We start from the raw sequence: 14707 nt of genomic DNA, 5'->3' as shown, positions 1-14707 counted from the left end.
CTCTGAAGGTTGGCTTATTCAGCGTCTTCACGCGCCCAGTCACGGGTGCGGCTGACGGCTTTTTTCCAGCCTTTGTACAGCTTCTCTTTCTCGACTTCGTCCAGGCTCGGCTCGAACTCACGTTCGATCACCGCTTTGCCGCGCAGTTCTTCCAGGCTGCCCCAGAAGCCGCACGCCAGACCGGCCAGATACGCCGCACCGAGTGCCGTGGTTTCGCGCATTTGCGGACGCTCGACCTGCGTGCCGAGGATGTCGGCCTGGAACTGCATGAGGAAGTTGTTCGCCACCGCACCACCGTCCACACGCAGGGCTTTGAGGCGTTCGCCGGAGTCCTGTTGCATGGCGTCGAGCACGTCGCGGGTCTGGTAGGCGATCGATTCCAGCGCCGCGCGGATGATGTGATCCACACGCACGCCGCGTGTCAGGCCGAACAGCGCGCCACGGGCATACGGGTCCCAGTACGGAGCGCCGAGACCGGTGAATGCCGGTACCAGGTACACGCCGTTGCTGTCCTTCACTTTATTGGCGAAGTATTCGGTGTCGTGGGCGTCGTTGATGATCTTCAGTTCGTCGCGCAGCCACTGCACGGTCGAACCGCCGTTGAATACCGCGCCTTCCAGTGCGTAAGCGACTTCGCCACGCGGGCCGCAAGCGATGGTGGTGAGCATGCCATGCTGGGATTTCACCGCTTTGTCGCCGGTGTTCATCAGCAGGAAGCAGCCGGTGCCGTAGGTGTTTTTCGCCTGACCTGGCTCTACGCACATCTGACCGAACAGCGCCGCTTGCTGGTCGCCGGCGATACCGCCGATGGCGATGCCGCTCTTGGTGCGACCGTAGATTTCCGAGGACGCTTTCACTTCCGGGAGCATTTCGCGCGGGATGTCGAGGATCTCCAGCATCTTCGAATCCCACTCCAGCGAGTGAATGTTGAAGAGCATGGTGCGCGAGGCGTTGGTGTAGTCGGTGACGTGTACTTTGCCGCCGGTGAATTTCCAGATCAGCCAGCTATCGACGGTGCCGAACAGCAGTTCGCCGTTGCGCGCACGCTCGCGGCTGCCTTCGACGTTGTCGAGGATCCACTTCAGCTTGGTGCCGGAGAAGTACGGGTCGGTGACCAGGCCGGTGGTGTCGCTGATGTATTGCTCATGGCCATCGCGCTTGAGCTGCTGGCAGATCTCGGTGCTGCGGCGGCACTGCCAGACGATGGCGTTGTACACCGGGCGACCGGTGGTCTTGTCCCAGACCACGGTGGTTTCACGTTGGTTGGTGATGCCGATGGCGGCGACCTGGTCGTGGTGCAGACCGGCCTGGGCCAGCGCTTCAACCATCACTGCGCTCTGGGTGGCGAAAATTTCCATCGGATCGTGTTCGACCCAACCGGCCTGCGGGTAGTGCTGAGCGAATTCGCGCTGCGCGGTGCAGACCACGTTCGCATCGCGGTCGAAAATGATCGCGCGGGAGCTGGTCGTACCCTGATCGAGGGCAATGATGTAGTTCTTATTCTGAATGTCGGTCATGTCGATTGCCTTGGACGAAATAAGGGAGAGTGGGCCGTGACGCAGGCTCTAAAGGGCAGGAGCCTGCGCCGACTGTTTCAAGAAGTTCTTGGTTTGCCGTCAATGGCCGGTTCTGCATCCTTTGTAGCAGGTGTGGCGCCGGTCAGGTGACGGGCGATGAGCCCGCGATACCCGGCAGCGCCGAGGCAGGCACCGACAATCGGTGCAAAAATCGGAATCAGGAAGTACGGAATATCGCGGCCGCCAGTGAAGGAAATTTCACCCCAGCCGGTGAAGAAAGTCATCAGTTTCGGACCGAAGTCACGTGCCGGGTTCATCGCGAAACCGGTCAGCGGGCCCATCGAACTGCCGATCACCGCGATCAGCAAACCGATCAGCAGCGGCGCCATCGGGCCTTTCGGCAGGCCGTTGTTGTCGTCAGTCAGGGCCATGATCACGCCCATCAGAATGGCAGTGATGATCATCTCGACCAGAAATGCCTGAGCAGTCGACAGCACCGGATTCGGGAAGGTCGAGAACACCGAGGCCAACTCAAGGCTGGCGGCCGAGCCGCGAACCATTTGGTGAGTTTGTTCGTAATCGAAGAAAAGATTGCTGTACAGCGTGTAAACCAACAGCGCGCCGCAGAAGGCGCCAGCGATTTGCGAAAGAATATAGAACGGCAGTTTGCGCTTTTCGAAGTCGGCGAAAATGGCCAGCGCGATGCTCACGGCGGGGTTCAGATGCGCGCCGGAAACCCCAGCCGTGAGGTAGATCGCCATGCTCACGCCGACGCCCCAGATGATGCTGATTTCCCACAGGCCGAAGCTGGCGCCCGCGACTTTGAGCGCGGCGACACAGCCGGTACCAAAAAAGATCAGCAGGGCAGTACCCAGAAACTCGGCCATGCATTGGCTCGAGAGCGATGGTTGCTGTAAAGCAGTTGTCATTGAAAACCTCGTTTTTGTTGTTGTCTGGCGCTATGCCGTCAGGGCAGGGCGCGATTTTCGCCGGGTAGGAATCCCCATTCCGTTGCCGGTTTACTGCTGGGTGCTGCGATGACGATAATTCTTACATTATTCAGATTCGAAAAAATATAGACAAGAAACAAACCTGTCAAAGGTCGAAAGTGAACCGTCAGTCACAATAGAACTATCAGTCACGTGAATGACCGCGCGCAGGGACGCTTTTGCATGACTGCCAATCTTGTGCAAAGCCCCGCAATTACAGGCCGTGATAGAGCCTTTTACAGCGTGATGTCCTAGAATCCGCCGGAGGATTTTTCTGCCACTGCCGAGCCTGGAGCTGCCATGACCCCTGCGTTGGACTTGTTGAAAAAAGTTCGTGCCGAACATCGCGTGCACAGTTACGAACATGATCCCAAAGCGGCGTCGTATGGGCTGGAGGCCGCAGAAAAACTCGCCCTTGAACCTGCGCAGGTGTTTAAAACGTTGCTGGCGGCGAGTGAAAAAGGCGAGTTGTTGGTGGCCGTGGTGCCGGTCGTCGGAAGCCTTGACCTCAAGGGGCTGGCACACGCTGCGGGGGTGAAAAAAGTCGAGATGGCTGACCCGGCAGCAGCCCAGCGTTCCACCGGTTATCTGTTGGGCGGCATCAGTCCGTTGGGGCAGAAAAAACGCCTGCGCACCTTCATCGATAATTCGGCTCAAGGTTTTGCGACTATTTATGTCAGCGCCGGTCGGCGTGGGCTGGAAGTCGAATTGGCGCCCGCTGTACTCGCCGAACATACCCAGGCGAAATTCGCCGACATCGGTCGCGCGTGATGCTCGCCTGCTCTGTATGAAGAAAATTGGCCGGTTCTGTCTCTGGCGCTGATCCGGCCCACGCTGCATGCTCTGCCGACTGACTTAAGGAGAAGGTTATGCAGCTCGAGTTTCATCAGGTCGACGCATTCAGTGATCGGCCGTTCAGTGGCAACCCGGCGATGGTTTATCGGCTGGATGCGTGGCTTGCCGATGAGCTGATGCAGAAGATCGCGGCCGAACACAATCTGGCGGAAACCGCGTTTCTGGTGCGCGAGGGCTCGGCCTGGCATATCCGCTGGTTTACTCCGACCACTGAAGTGCCGTTATGCGGCCACGCAACGTTGGCCAGCGCCCATGTGCTGTTCGATATCTACAAGGAAACCGCCGAGCGTATCGACTTCACCAGCAAATCCGGGCCGTTGAGTGTCAGTCGCGAAGATGGCCGCTTGTGGCTGGACTTCCCGTCGATCGTGCCGTCAGAGATTGGTGTAACCCTGGATGTCGAGCGCGCGCTTGGCGTTGAGGCGGTGGATGTACTTGGCTCCAACGAACTGTTTGTGGTGCTGGAGTCGGAGCAGGCCGTGCTCGATTGCAAGCCGGACATGGTCGCGTTGGCCAAGCTGCCGTGGCTGGGCGCGATCGTCACGGCGCGCGGCAATCAGCACGATTTCGTCTCGCGCTATTTCGCCCCGGCAATTGGCATCAATGAGGACCCGGTGACCGGTTCGACGCACTGCAGCTTGATTCCGTATTGGTCCAAGCGTCTGGGCAAATCGAGCCTGACCGCATGCCAGCGTTCGGCGCGGGGCGGGGAGTTGTTTTGTCGGCTGGAAGGCGAGCGGGTGAAGATCGGCGGCAATGCGACGCTGGTTGCCAGCGGCACCCTGATCTTGGGATGAGTCCGAACCCCTTGTAGGAGTGAAACTTTGTGGCGAGGGGATTTATCCCCGATGGGCTGCGTAGCAGCCCCAAAACCATTGCATGCGGAGCAACAGATGCTCCGCGCTGGCAGGATTAAGGGCCGCTTCGCGCCCCATCGGGGATAAATCCCCTCGCCACAAAAGCCACCCACATTTCGATTCGGTGTTGGATCAGAGGGCAGTGCTGTAGCGGCGGACGCCGTTTTCCACCGCGGGAATCTGTGCAGCGGTGCTGCCCGATGCCTGAAACAACACCAGATGTTCGGCGGCAACCCGAATCCCCACTTGCGCACCCACCTGATGATCAGCATGGCTCGGGAAAATCGATTCCAGCTGCGCCCCAGTCGGCAATTGCAGACGATACAACGTCGAAGCACCCAGGAAGGTCTTGCCAACAATCCGCGCTTTCAACTCACTGTCCGGCGCATAAACAATGTCATCCGGACGCAGCAATACATCCACCGCCCCGCCAATCGGCCAGGTATAAGCCCGATTACCGCGCAACTCACCCAACTCGGTCTGCACCGATTCCGGGCTGCCGAGCTGGCCGCGAATGAAGTAGCCCTGACCGATAAAACTCGCCACAAACGGCGTTGCCGGTTCGTGATACAGGTTGTAAGGCGTGTCCCACTGCTCCAGTCGACCTTCCTTGAACACGCCAACGTGATCGCTGACGGCAAAGGCTTCTTCCTGGTCGTGAGTCACCAGAATCGCACTGGTGCCACGGGCCTTGAGGATGTCGCGCACCTCATGGCTGAGCTTGCGCCGCAACTCGCCATCAAGGTTGGAGAACGGCTCGTCGAGCAGCAGCAATTGCGGCTCCGGCGCCAACGCACGGGCGAGGGCGACACGTTGTTGCTGGCCGCCGGACAACTCGTGCGGGAAGCGCTTGCCGAGATTCTTCAGGTTGACCAGTTCGAGCAGCTCTTCGGTCACACGCGCCTTGTTCGGGTGCTTGCGAATACCGAAGGCGATGTTGTCCGCAACACTCAGGTGCGGAAACAGCGCGTAGTCCTGAAACACCATACCGATCCGGCGTTTCTCCGGTGCCAGAGTGAAGCCGGCGCTGGAAATAGTCTCGCCGCCAAGGGTGATTTCGCCCTCGTGCACCGGCTCGAAACCGGCGATGGCGCGCAGGGTAGTGGTCTTGCCGCAGCCGGACGAGCCCAGCAAACAGCCGATGTCACCGGCGTTGAGGTGCAGATTGAGGTTCTGCACCACACGTTGATCTTGATAGCCGCAAGCGAGGTTGCGCAGGTTCAGCAGTAATTCATGGCTCATGCGTGGTGATATGCCGGTTCGACGAGGAACTCGAGCAGGGCCTTCTGTGCGTGGAGACGGTTTTCTGCCTGATCCCAAGCGACGGAGCGCGGGTCATCAAGCAGGTCGAGACTGATTTCTTCGCCACGGTGCGCCGGCAGGCAGTGCATGAACAGCACGTCCTCGGCAGCGAGGTCGAGCACGGCACGGTTGACCTGGAACGGCGCGAACAGCTTGAGGCGCTTGGCAGTTTCCTCTTCCTGACCCATCGAAGTCCAGACATCGGTGCTCACCAGGTGTGCACCGCGCACGGCGTCTTGCGGGTCACGGACGATGGTCACGCGATCGCCAGCCTTGGCGACAAATTCGGGGTTGGGTTCGTAGCCTTCCGGGCAGGCGACGCGCAACTGGAAGTCGAACTGGATGGCCGCTTCTATATAGCTGTTGCACATGTTGTTGCCGTCGCCGATCCAGGCCACGGTCTTACCCTGAATCGAACCGCGATGCTCAAGGAACGTCTGCATGTCGGCCAGCAACTGGCACGGGTGCAGGTCATCGGACAGGCCGTTGATCACCGGCACGCGCGAATTGGCGGCGAATTCGGTCAGGGTGCTGTGGGCAAAGGTACGGATCATCACCGCATCGAGCATGCTCGACATGACGATGGCGCAGTCGCCGATCGGCTCGCCACGGCCCAGTTGGGTGTCACGTGGCGAAAGAAAGATCGCCTGGCCGCCGAGCTGGATCATGCCCGCCTCGAAGGAGATCCGCGTACGGGTCGAGGATTTCTCGAAGATCATGCCCAGCACGCGGTTTTTCAGAGGCTCGAACAGTACGCCGCGGTTACGCAGGTCCTTGAGCTCAACGCCTCGACGGATCACGCTGACCAGCTCTTCGGGCGTGCAATCCATCAGGGAGAGAAAGTGCCTTGCGCTCATCATTGACTACCTTTTTGCTACAAACCGCAGATGCTCAAAGCCTTGTTTAACGGAACAACGGGCGAGACCTGCGGCGTAAGCCGCACGGGGCGACGAAATAGGGGGAGGCGCGATATTGACACTAAATGTCGCGTTTTTCCAATAGGCTACGGTTTTTGCGGGAATCGAAGGGTGCACAGGATGTTGCAGTCGCGCATTGGCAGCCGGGTTCAGGGCCGCCGCGAGCTTCTTTGTACACTGGCCTCGCGGGGCTTGGCAATGCGGCGTGGCGCGGATCGAGTCAGCTGGGTCGGTTTGCGATCGTGGCGCCATGCCACCATTTGGTCGGATGCTCAGCCTGAAACATTTGCTAAAGCAAAGTGCTGGGTTATAAATAACTTTCGAGCGACGCAGGAAGCCTCCGCATGGAATCGAAAGAAAAACTGTTAATGGAATTGCTGGGCCACACGGCTCGCTCTCTGACCCATCTCACCGCATCGGTCACTTCAATGTCTTTCGAACTGCTGCGCAGCGAAGACGACGTGGTCAAATCCGCCGGCCGCCACATGATTGATCGCATGGCCACCATCAGCGCCGGGCTCGACGAGCATTGGCGGTTGATCGGCGAACTCACTGGCGTCCACGTCGCCCACGAGCAGATCGAAACCATCCAGGAAATCCAGTTGGCCGCGCCGCCCCAATTGCCCTCCAGTTGATCGCGGCGGTCTATCGGCGCACCTGATAACCGTCGATTCACAAGACGAACGTCGCTGGCGCCTGATCGGTGCGAGGGCCATAGTTTTGTTCCCGCAGGCGTAATTGCCCGCCCAGAACAAGACAGAGACTGGCCATGACCAAGACTCTCCATCACCGTGCCTGCCACCTGTGTGAGGCCATTTGCGGCCTGACCATCGAGACCACTGAAACCGATGGCAACGTCGCGATCACCTCGATCAAGGGCGATGCGCTGGACACTTTCAGCCGTGGCCACATCTGCCCCAAAGCTGTGGCGCTGCAAGATATCCAGAATGATCCGGATCGCCTGCGTCAGCCGATGCGTCGCGTGGGTAGCGAATGGATGCCGATCGCATGGGACGAAGCCTTTGCGCTGGTGGCCGAGAAACTGGCGGCGATTCAAGAGCGTCACGGCCAGAACGCGGTGGCGGTCTATCAAGGCAACCCGAGCGTGCACAACTACGGGCTGATGACCCACAGCAATTATTTCCTGGGATTGCTGAAAACGCGCAATCGCTATTCGGCGACGTCGGTCGATCAGTTACCGCATCACCTGAGCAGCTATCTGATGTACGGCCACGGGCTGCTGCTGCCGATTCCGGACATCGATCACACCGACTTCATGCTGATCCTCGGCGGCAACCCGTTGGCGTCCAACGGCAGCATCATGACCGTGCCAGATGTTGAGAAACGTTTAAAGGCAATCCAGGCGCGGGGCGGTAAAGTCGTTGTGGTCGATCCACGGCGCAGCGAAACGGCGGCGATGGCCGATCAGCATTTGTTCGTGCGCCCGGGCGGTGATGCGGCGTTGTTGTTTGGCGTGCTCAACACGCTGTTCAGTGAAGAGCTGACCCGCGACAGTCATCTGCCGATTGATGGCCTGGACGAGGTGCGCGCTGCGGTGCAGACGTTCACCGCCGAGGCAATGAGCCCATTGTGCGCCGTACCTGCCGAGCAGATCCGCCAACTGGCGCGGGATTTTGCTGCGGCGCCGAGTGCGGTTTGCTATGGACGCATGGGCGTTTCAACCCAGGCCTTTGGCACGCTTTGCCATTGGGTGGTGCAGTTGATCAATCTGGTCACCGGCAACCTCGACCGAGTTGGCGGTGCGCTGTGCACCGAACCCGCCGTGGACTTGGTGGCGTCGACTTCGGGTGGGCATTTCAACCAGTGGCAGAGCCGTGTTTCCGGGCGTCCCGAATACGGCGGTGAGTTGCCGGTCTCAGCGCTGGCTGAAGAAATGCTCACCGAGGGCGAGGGGCAGATCCGCGCGCTGATCACCGTGGCGGGTAATCCGGTGTTGTCGACGCCGAACGGACGCCAGCTGGAACAGGCGCTGGACGGGTTGGAGTTCATGCTCAGTATCGATCTGTACATCAACGAAACCACGCGTTACGCCGACCTGATCCTGCCGTCGACCTCGGCGCTGGAGAACGATCACTACGACACCACGTTCAATCTGTTCGCAGTGCGTAACGTCACGCGCTTCAACCGTGCGATCCTCGCCAAGCCCCAAGGCGCGCTGCATGACTGGGAGATCTTCGTTGGCCTGGCCAAGGCGTTTGCCGAGAAAACCGGCAAAGAGCTGAAGCCGACGATGCCGCCGGCGAAGATGATCGACATGGGCCTGCGCATGGGCCGGTACGGTGACGCCAGCGAGCAAAAACTCTCGCTGGCAACGCTGTTTGATCATCCTCACGGGATTGATTTGGGTGCGCTGAAAGCGAATCTGGCGTCACGCCTGAAAACGCCGAATCAGCGAGTGCAGGCCGCTCCGCCAGAGATTCTCGCTGACCTTGCGCGTTTTGCTGCATTACAGGCGCCGGCCGCCGATGAGCTGTTGATGATTGGCCGCCGCCATGTGCGCAGCAACAACTCGTGGATGCATAACTATCACCGCCTGGTGAAGGGCAAGCCGCGTCATCAATTGCTGATGCACCCGGACGATCTCGCCAGCCGTGGGCTCAACGACGGTCAGCGGGTACGCGTCAGTTCGCGGGTCGGGCAGATCGAAGTGGAAGTGCTCGGCAGTCTGGACATGATGAAAGGCGTTGTCAGCCTGCCGCACGGCTGGGGCCATGCGCGCCCGGGCGTGCAGATGGCGATTGCCAGTAGTCAGCCGGGTTCGAGCGCCAATGACCTGACCGATGAGTGTCAGCTCGACGAGTTGTCCGGCAATGCTGCGCTGAACGGCGTGCCGGTGACGGTGGCGGCGGCTTGAACGTGACCGTCGGGGAGACCGAGCATGGCGCTCGGGATTCCGTTACAATGCGTCACCGTGCCGACCCATGAGTCGGAAAGTTCAGCCGAGGTGCTCCATGGATATCATCGAAACGATTAAAGAGCAGATTGCCAACAACACCATTCTGCTTTACATGAAAGGCTCGCCGAATGCCCCACAGTGTGGCTTCTCCGCGAAAGCTGCGCAGGCTGTCATGGCGTGTGGCGAAAAGTTTGCGTACGTGGACATCCTGCAGAACCCGGAAATCCGCGCCAACCTGCCTAAGTACGCCAACTGGCCGACTTTCCCGCAACTGTGGGTCGGTGGTGAGCTGGTCGGCGGTAGCGACATCATGACCGAGATGGCTGCAGACGGTTCGCTGCAAAGCACCATCAAGTCGGCTGTTGAAGCAGCAGCGGCGAACAAGTCCGAAGCCTGATAAGGCTGGGTTTCACCCGACACCTCCTGCTTGTGTAGGAGCTGTCGAGTGAAACGAGGCTGCGATCTTTTGATCTTCAGCCAATAAAAAGCCCCGCACCTCGAAAGAGGGCGGGGCTTTTTAGTGCGTCCGAAACGTTACTGCAAGTTGCCGGTGCAATCTGAAAAGATCGCAGCCTGCGGCAGCTCCTACTCTTCGCCCATCTGCGATTGCAGATAGTTCTCAAGACCGACTTTATCGATCAGGCCCAGTTGGGTTTCCAGCCAGTCGATATGTTCTTCTTCGGATTCGAGAATGTCTTCGAGCAGTTCACGGCTACCGAAGTCGCCGACGGTTTCGCAATGCGCGATCGCGGTTTTCAGGTCAGCGTGGCCGGTCTTCTCGATACGCAGATCGCACTCCAGCATTTCCTTGGTGTGCTCGCCGATGTGCAGCTTGCCCAAGTCCTGCACGTTTGGCAGGCCTTCAAGGAACAGGATGCGCTTGATCAGCTTGTCCGCGTGTTTCATCTCGTCGATGGATTCTTTGTATTCATGTTTGCCGAGCTTGTTCAGACCCCAATCTTCGTACATGCGTGCATGCAGGAAGTACTGATTGATCGCGACCAGCTCATTGGCAAGGATCTTGTTGAGATGCTGGATGACTGTGATGTCGCCTTTCATGATCGGAGTCCTGCCCTGTATTCGTTGTATATACGGCAGAGTTTGAGCTTCGTACTTATAAGTGTCAAACCTAAGTTATTGAATAATATATGAAAATTAATCGGAATAAGAATGTTTGTGTTCCGCGTCTAGAGCCTAAGCAGTTGATTTACAGGCATAAAAAAACCGGACATAAGTCCGGTTCTTTGAAATGGGGTGTTATTACGCAGCAGTAAATTCTACCGGGTAGGGGATCGCAGCCTGAGCGGTTTGCAGCTTGGTCAGGGTTTCACGGACCACTTCCTTGGCAAGGCAGGCACATTTGCCGCATTGGCTGGCGACGCCGGTGGCCTGGCGGACTTCTTTATAGCTGCAGCAACCTTCATAGATCGCTTCGCGGATCTGTCCGTCGGTGACGCCAGTGCAGAGACAAACATACATAAGTGAGAACCGTCGCTGGTTGTGACTCAATTGCGATGGATCTTAATGTTAACGAGAATGATTGTCAAAGTGCTTTCCGGGCGCTTCAGCAGATTGACAGCTGTGACTGACGAACGGCATTTGCTGGCGATTTGCCTGGCCCCGTAAATGCAGCGCCGTTCTGCGCCTGCTTTGAAAAACCGTTAAGGACAGGCCAAATTCGCAGTGTATGATGGTCGGCCCTTGCGAAGGGGGTTCGTGTCACAGGGCTGTCGTCTGAGGATGGCAGGCTGGCGCAAACCCTGAACTTCAAGTTTTTACACCAGGAGATATCAATGAGCGTACTCGTAGGCAAACAAGCCCCTGACTTCACCGTCCCGGCCGTACTCGGCAATGGCGAGATCGTTGACAGCTTCACCCTGTCCTCGGCCATCAAAGGCAAATACGGCCTGGTGTTCTTCTACCCACTGGACTTCACCTTCGTCTGCCCGTCCGAGCTGATCGCTCTGGACAACCGCATGGCTGACTTCAAGGCCCGCAACGTTGAAGTGATCGCTGTGTCGATCGACTCGCACTTCACTCACAACGCATGGCGCAACACTCCAGTGAACAATGGCGGCATCGGCCAGGTGAAATACACCATGGCTGCCGACATGAAGCACGACATCGCTAAAGCCTACGACGTTGAGTCGGAAGGCGGCGTAGCGTTCCGTGGCGCGTTCCTGATCGACGACAAAGGCGTTGTCCGCTCGCAGATCATCAACGACCTGCCGCTGGGCCGTAACATGGAAGAGCTGATCCGTCTGGTCGACGCTCTGCAATTCCACGAAGAGCACGGCGAAGTCTGCCCTGCCAACTGGAAAAAAGGCGACAAAGGCATGAACGCTTCGCCAGAAGGCGTTGCTGCCTACCTGACCGAGAACGCTGCTGCCCTGTAAGGCGCAACGTCGAGGTACAAAAAAACCGGCCCAAGTGGCCGGTTTTTTTATGCGCAGAATTGTGAGCAGCAATCTCTCGGCATTATTTGTTTCAAATTCCTGGGAAAAATACTGGATGACTGAACAGTGGTTGGATAGGGTGATGGTCGAGCGATAACGGGTGAAGAGGGCGATTGCCTTGGCCTGAATCGCGCCTCAGTTCAGTAAGAACGGTGCAATGGATTGCATGATGCAGAAGGGGATTCAAATGCCGAGTAGCTTGGACGTTGCGGATTATTTCCTCTGCCTGGAAGGGCATGAGGGCGAGATCTCCAATCTCAAGATTCAAAAAATGGTTTATTACGCGCAAGGGTTCAGTCTGGCAGTCCATGGTGAGGCTCTCTTCCCTGAAAAGCTGGAAGCGTGGATGCACGGGCCAGTGGTTCCGGATCTGTATCGAAGATTCAGCCAATTTGGATCGAGTGCCATTCCTCCTCCAAGTGATTTCAATCCCGATGTTTTCAGTACGAAACAACAAACTCTGCTCAACGAAGTGTTCGACGTTTATGGCCAATTCTCGGCGTGGAAACTGCGTCAGTTGACGCATGAAGAGGCCCCATGGCGTAAAAACTTCAAGGAAGGGGAGTTCAGCAGAGAAATTCCCGCCTGCGAGATGCAGGAGTATTTTCGGGAGCATTTGGTGAACTGAAAAATGGCCAAGTTCAAACGCAGGGAACGCGATGCGGCGGTGATAGTAACGGCACGGACGTCCACAATCGAAATGGACTCATCGGAAGCGCGACCTCCGGTTTTCTCATTTGAGTATTTGCAGAATGGCTGGTGCATTCAAGATTGCGAGGCCGTAGAACGGTCGAAAATGCTTGAGCGTCTCAGGATCCTGGGAAAGATGCCTTGGAGAGAATTGCGCAAGGAGCACAGGCATCGGTATGGGTGTGAAACAATTGAGAGAAACAGCCTGAAAGTGGGGATACCTGCTTTTTTAACAGGTGATGTCAGATTGTTGGTGTTTCGGGCTTTCGAGCGTGTAGCGATGGTGGGTTACAAGAACCATCGGATTTTTTATGTCGTGTGGATTGATCGAGAATTCAAACTGTACAAGCATTAATAAGAAAACCGGCCCAAGTGGCCGGTTTTTTTATGCGCGGGATTTACTCAACGAGGATCAGTCGTCGAAATCTTCCCAGCCGCCCATCTGTTTCCAGCGGTTGACGATGCCACAGAACAGCTCAGCGGTTTTCTCGGTGTCGTAACGCGCGGAGTGCGCCTCACGGCCGTCGAAGTCGATGTCGGCGGCTTGGCAGGCTTTTGCCAGTACGGTTTGACCGTAGGCCAGACCGGCCAGTGTTGCGGTGTCGAAGCTGGAGAATGGGTGGAACGGGTTGCGCTTCATGTCCAGGCGCGCGACCGCAGCGTTGAGGAAGCCGAGGTCGAAGCTGCTGTTGTGGCCGACCAGAATCGCGCGCTTGCAGCCGTTGGCCTTCAGCGCTTTGCGAATGCCACGGAAGATGTCGGTCAGCGCGGTTTCTTCACTGACGGCCATGCGCAGTGGGTGATCGAGCTTGATCCCGGTGAACTCCAGCGCTGCTGCTTCGATGTTGGCGCCTTCGAACGGCTCAACGCGGAAGAAGTAGGTGTGGTCGGGGTATACGAAACCCTTTTCATCCATGGCGATGGTGGTCGCAGCAATCTCCAGCAACGCATCGGTAGCCGAGTTGAAGCCACCGGTTTCTACGTCGACGACTACCGGCAGATAGCCGCGAAAGCGTGCTGCCATTGGGTGACGGGAACCGCCACCACCACTTTGACCGTCCAGTTCGTCGTCGAAATGGTCTTCACTCACGCGTGTTCCTCCAGCAGGCGCCAGCGCAGTTTTTCACCGGCGCGCAGCGGGATAACGGTCAGCTCGCCAAACGGCAGGCTGGTCGGGGCGGTCCATTCTTCACGAACCAGGGTAATGCGATCGGTGTTTGCCGGCAGGCCGTAGAAACGCGGGCCGTTGAGGCTGGCGAAGGCTTCGAGTTTGTCCAGCGCGTTACGCTGTTCGAAGGCTTCGGCGTACATTTCGATGGCGGCGTACGCTGTGTAGCAGCCGGCGCAGCCGCAAGCGGCTTCCTTGGCGTGCTGGGCGTGCGGTGCCGAATCGGTGCCAAGGAAGAACTTCGCGCTGCCGCTGGTGGCGGCGTCGAGCAGGGCTTCCTGGTGTGTGTTGCGCTTGAGGATCGGCAGGCAATAGAAGTGCGGCCGAATTCCGCCCACCAGCATGTGGTTGCGGTTATAGAGCAGGTGATGCGCAGTGATGGTCGCACCAACGTTGGCCGAAGCCTCGTTGACGAACTGCACGGCGTCGGCGGTGGTGATGTGTTCGAACACCACTTTGAGCGTTGGAAAGCGCTCGACCACGCGGCGCATGTGCTCATCGATGAAAATCTTTTCGCGGTCGAACACATCGACGTCGCCACGGGTGACTTCACCGTGGATCAACAGCGGCATGCCGACTTCGGCCATGGCTTCGATCGCCGGCAGAATCTTGTCGATGCTGGTCACGCCGGAATCGGAGTTGGTGGTTGCCCCGGCCGGGTACAGCTTGGCGGCGTAGACAAAACCGCTGGCCTTGGCTTCACGAATTTCTTCGGGCTGGGTGCGGTCGGTGAGGTACAGCACCATCAGCGGCTCAAAGCGACTGCCGGCCGGGCGGGCAGCAAGAATCCGCTGCCGATAGCCGTCGGCTTCAGCGGCGTTGCGCACCGGAGGTACCAGGTTGGGCATGATGATCGCGCGGCCAAAAGTGCGCGCAACATCGGCAACGGTATTGGTCAACACGGCACCATCGCGAAGATGAATGTGCCAGTCGTCGGGACGCAGCAGGGTCAGGCGGTCGGACATGAGGGGATTCCAGGCGGGTCAAACTGAGGCGAATGCTACCGGAAAAGACTCTTGCAGGCACTCGCTATCAAGTT

The 14707-nt window shown here is 58.2% G+C and carries 16 protein-coding genes; 8 read left to right on the top strand and 8 right to left on the bottom strand.

The annotated features are described in order from the left end of the window. Window positions 1-14 precede the first annotated feature (14 nt). Both glpK and EJA70_RS23365 read right to left on the bottom strand, forming a co-directional pair. Window positions 15-1517 carry a glycerol kinase GlpK gene (glpK, locus tag EJA70_RS23370; protein ID WP_008079432.1) on the bottom strand — a complete coding sequence of 501 codons (1503 nt, stop codon included), beginning with the start codon at window positions 1515-1517 and terminating at the stop codon, window positions 15-17. A gap of 77 nt (window positions 1518-1594) precedes the next feature. Continuing rightward, on the bottom strand, window positions 1595-2446 hold the full coding sequence (locus EJA70_RS23365) for an MIP/aquaporin family protein (protein ID WP_158833821.1): 852 nt from the start codon (window positions 2444-2446) through the stop codon (window positions 1595-1597). A 360-nt stretch (window positions 2447-2806) separates the two neighbouring features. Between EJA70_RS23365 and ybaK the strand changes: the two genes are divergently transcribed. Together ybaK and EJA70_RS23355 are read left to right on the top strand one after the other, a co-directional pair. Continuing rightward, complete coding sequence (ybaK, locus tag EJA70_RS23360) at window positions 2807-3277, top strand: Cys-tRNA(Pro) deacylase (protein WP_003227741.1); 471 nt, start codon at window positions 2807-2809, stop codon at window positions 3275-3277. A gap of 98 nt (window positions 3278-3375) precedes the next feature. Then, on the top strand, window positions 3376-4158 hold the full coding sequence (locus EJA70_RS23355) for a PhzF family phenazine biosynthesis protein (protein WP_158833819.1): 783 nt from the start codon (window positions 3376-3378) through the stop codon (window positions 4156-4158). A gap of 192 nt (window positions 4159-4350) precedes the next feature. Here EJA70_RS23355 and EJA70_RS23350 read toward each other — a convergent pair whose 3' ends face one another. Together EJA70_RS23350 and argF are read right to left on the bottom strand one after the other, a co-directional pair. Next, window positions 4351-5460 carry an ABC transporter ATP-binding protein gene (locus EJA70_RS23350; RefSeq protein ID WP_008079427.1) on the bottom strand — a complete coding sequence of 370 codons (1110 nt, stop codon included), beginning with the start codon at window positions 5458-5460 and terminating at the stop codon, window positions 4351-4353. Continuing rightward, entirely contained in the window at window positions 5457-6377 is a 921-nt protein-coding gene (gene argF / locus EJA70_RS23345; protein ID WP_158833817.1) for an ornithine carbamoyltransferase, read from the bottom strand. Before argF ends, EJA70_RS23350 begins: the two co-directional genes overlap by 4 nt. Before the next feature lie 404 nt (window positions 6378-6781). On the opposite strand from argF, the gene EJA70_RS23340 reads away from it, so the two are divergent. The 3 genes from EJA70_RS23340 (at window position 6782) to grxD (ending at window position 9751) form a co-directional block, all read left to right on the top strand. Continuing rightward, a complete protein-coding gene (locus tag EJA70_RS23340; protein WP_158833815.1) occupies window positions 6782-7072 on the top strand; it encodes a hypothetical protein in 291 nt (96 codons plus the stop codon). A 134-nt stretch (window positions 7073-7206) separates the two neighbouring features. Continuing rightward, the gene (locus tag EJA70_RS23335; RefSeq protein ID WP_158833813.1) at window positions 7207-9312 is read left to right on the top strand and encodes a molybdopterin oxidoreductase family protein; all 2106 of its coding nucleotides are present in this window, start codon (window positions 7207-7209) and stop codon (window positions 9310-9312) included. Window positions 9313-9409: 97 nt separating this feature from the next. Next, entirely contained in the window at window positions 9410-9751 is a 342-nt protein-coding gene (gene grxD, locus EJA70_RS23330; RefSeq protein WP_008079424.1) for a Grx4 family monothiol glutaredoxin, read from the top strand. A 188-nt stretch (window positions 9752-9939) separates the two neighbouring features. Here grxD and bfr read toward each other — a convergent pair whose 3' ends face one another. Next, on the bottom strand, window positions 9940-10413 hold the full coding sequence (gene bfr / locus EJA70_RS23325; RefSeq protein WP_007916671.1) for a bacterioferritin: 474 nt from the start codon (window positions 10411-10413) through the stop codon (window positions 9940-9942). Window positions 10414-10614: 201 nt separating this feature from the next. Further along, on the bottom strand, window positions 10615-10833 hold the full coding sequence (locus EJA70_RS23320) for a bacterioferritin-associated ferredoxin (RefSeq protein WP_003227725.1): 219 nt from the start codon (window positions 10831-10833) through the stop codon (window positions 10615-10617). A 314-nt stretch (window positions 10834-11147) separates the two neighbouring features. On the opposite strand from EJA70_RS23320, the gene EJA70_RS23315 reads away from it, so the two are divergent. The 3 genes from EJA70_RS23315 to EJA70_RS23305 all read left to right on the top strand — a co-directional run bounded on the left by EJA70_RS23315 (window position 11148) and on the right by EJA70_RS23305 (window position 12855). Further along, window positions 11148-11750, top strand: a complete 603-nt coding sequence (locus EJA70_RS23315; protein ID WP_003227723.1) for a peroxiredoxin — start codon at window positions 11148-11150, stop codon at window positions 11748-11750. Between the two features lie 229 nt (window positions 11751-11979). After that, window positions 11980-12438 (top strand): Panacea domain-containing protein, encoded by a 459-nt coding sequence (locus tag EJA70_RS23310; RefSeq protein WP_256677720.1) that lies wholly within the window; start codon window positions 11980-11982, stop codon window positions 12436-12438. 3 nt (window positions 12439-12441) lie between these two features. After that, a complete protein-coding gene (locus EJA70_RS23305) occupies window positions 12442-12855 on the top strand; it encodes a hypothetical protein (RefSeq protein ID WP_158833809.1) in 414 nt (137 codons plus the stop codon). A 57-nt stretch (window positions 12856-12912) separates the two neighbouring features. Here the strand turns inward: EJA70_RS23305 and rnt are convergent, their stop codons facing one another. After that, on the bottom strand, window positions 12913-13590 hold the full coding sequence (rnt, locus tag EJA70_RS23300) for a ribonuclease T (protein WP_007916667.1): 678 nt from the start codon (window positions 13588-13590) through the stop codon (window positions 12913-12915). Further along, entirely contained in the window at window positions 13587-14633 is a 1047-nt protein-coding gene (pyrC, locus tag EJA70_RS23295) for a dihydroorotase (RefSeq protein WP_008079419.1), read from the bottom strand. Before pyrC ends, rnt begins: the two co-directional genes overlap by 4 nt. Window positions 14634-14707: the final 74 nt, after the last annotated feature.

The sequence above is a fragment of the Pseudomonas sp. PB103 genome (assembly GCF_009764635.1).
Classification (GTDB): domain Bacteria; phylum Pseudomonadota; class Gammaproteobacteria; order Pseudomonadales; family Pseudomonadaceae; genus Aquipseudomonas.
Note: the sequence above shows the minus strand (reverse complement) of the source record. Positions and strands in the feature narration are given on the sequence as shown.

Coding starts and splice junctions, on each gene's coding strand:
- glpK (WP_008079432.1), bottom strand. CDS start 1,517: ATGACCGACATTCAGAATAAGAACTACATCATTGCCCTCGATCAGGGT.
- EJA70_RS23355 (WP_158833819.1), top strand. CDS start 3,376: ATGCAGCTCGAGTTTCATCAGGTCGACGCATTCAGTGATCGGCCGTTC.
- EJA70_RS23320 (WP_003227725.1), bottom strand. CDS start 10,833: ATGTATGTTTGTCTCTGCACTGGCGTCACCGACGGACAGATCCGCGAA.
- grxD (WP_008079424.1), top strand. CDS start 9,410: ATGGATATCATCGAAACGATTAAAGAGCAGATTGCCAACAACACCATT.
- ybaK (WP_003227741.1), top strand. CDS start 2,807: ATGACCCCTGCGTTGGACTTGTTGAAAAAAGTTCGTGCCGAACATCGC.
- argF (WP_158833817.1), bottom strand. CDS start 6,377: ATGAGCGCAAGGCACTTTCTCTCCCTGATGGATTGCACGCCCGAAGAG.
- pyrC (WP_008079419.1), bottom strand. CDS start 14,633: ATGTCCGACCGCCTGACCCTGCTGCGTCCCGACGACTGGCACATTCAT.
- EJA70_RS23315 (WP_003227723.1), top strand. CDS start 11,148: ATGAGCGTACTCGTAGGCAAACAAGCCCCTGACTTCACCGTCCCGGCC.
- EJA70_RS23310 (WP_256677720.1), top strand. CDS start 11,980: ATGCAGAAGGGGATTCAAATGCCGAGTAGCTTGGACGTTGCGGATTAT.
- EJA70_RS23350 (WP_008079427.1), bottom strand. CDS start 5,460: ATGAGCCATGAATTACTGCTGAACCTGCGCAACCTCGCTTGCGGCTAT.
- bfr (WP_007916671.1), bottom strand. CDS start 10,413: ATGAAAGGCGACATCACAGTCATCCAGCATCTCAACAAGATCCTTGCC.
- EJA70_RS23365 (WP_158833821.1), bottom strand. CDS start 2,446: ATGACAACTGCTTTACAGCAACCATCGCTCTCGAGCCAATGCATGGCC.
- EJA70_RS23305 (WP_158833809.1), top strand. CDS start 12,442: ATGGCCAAGTTCAAACGCAGGGAACGCGATGCGGCGGTGATAGTAACG.
- EJA70_RS23340 (WP_158833815.1), top strand. CDS start 6,782: ATGGAATCGAAAGAAAAACTGTTAATGGAATTGCTGGGCCACACGGCT.
- EJA70_RS23335 (WP_158833813.1), top strand. CDS start 7,207: ATGACCAAGACTCTCCATCACCGTGCCTGCCACCTGTGTGAGGCCATT.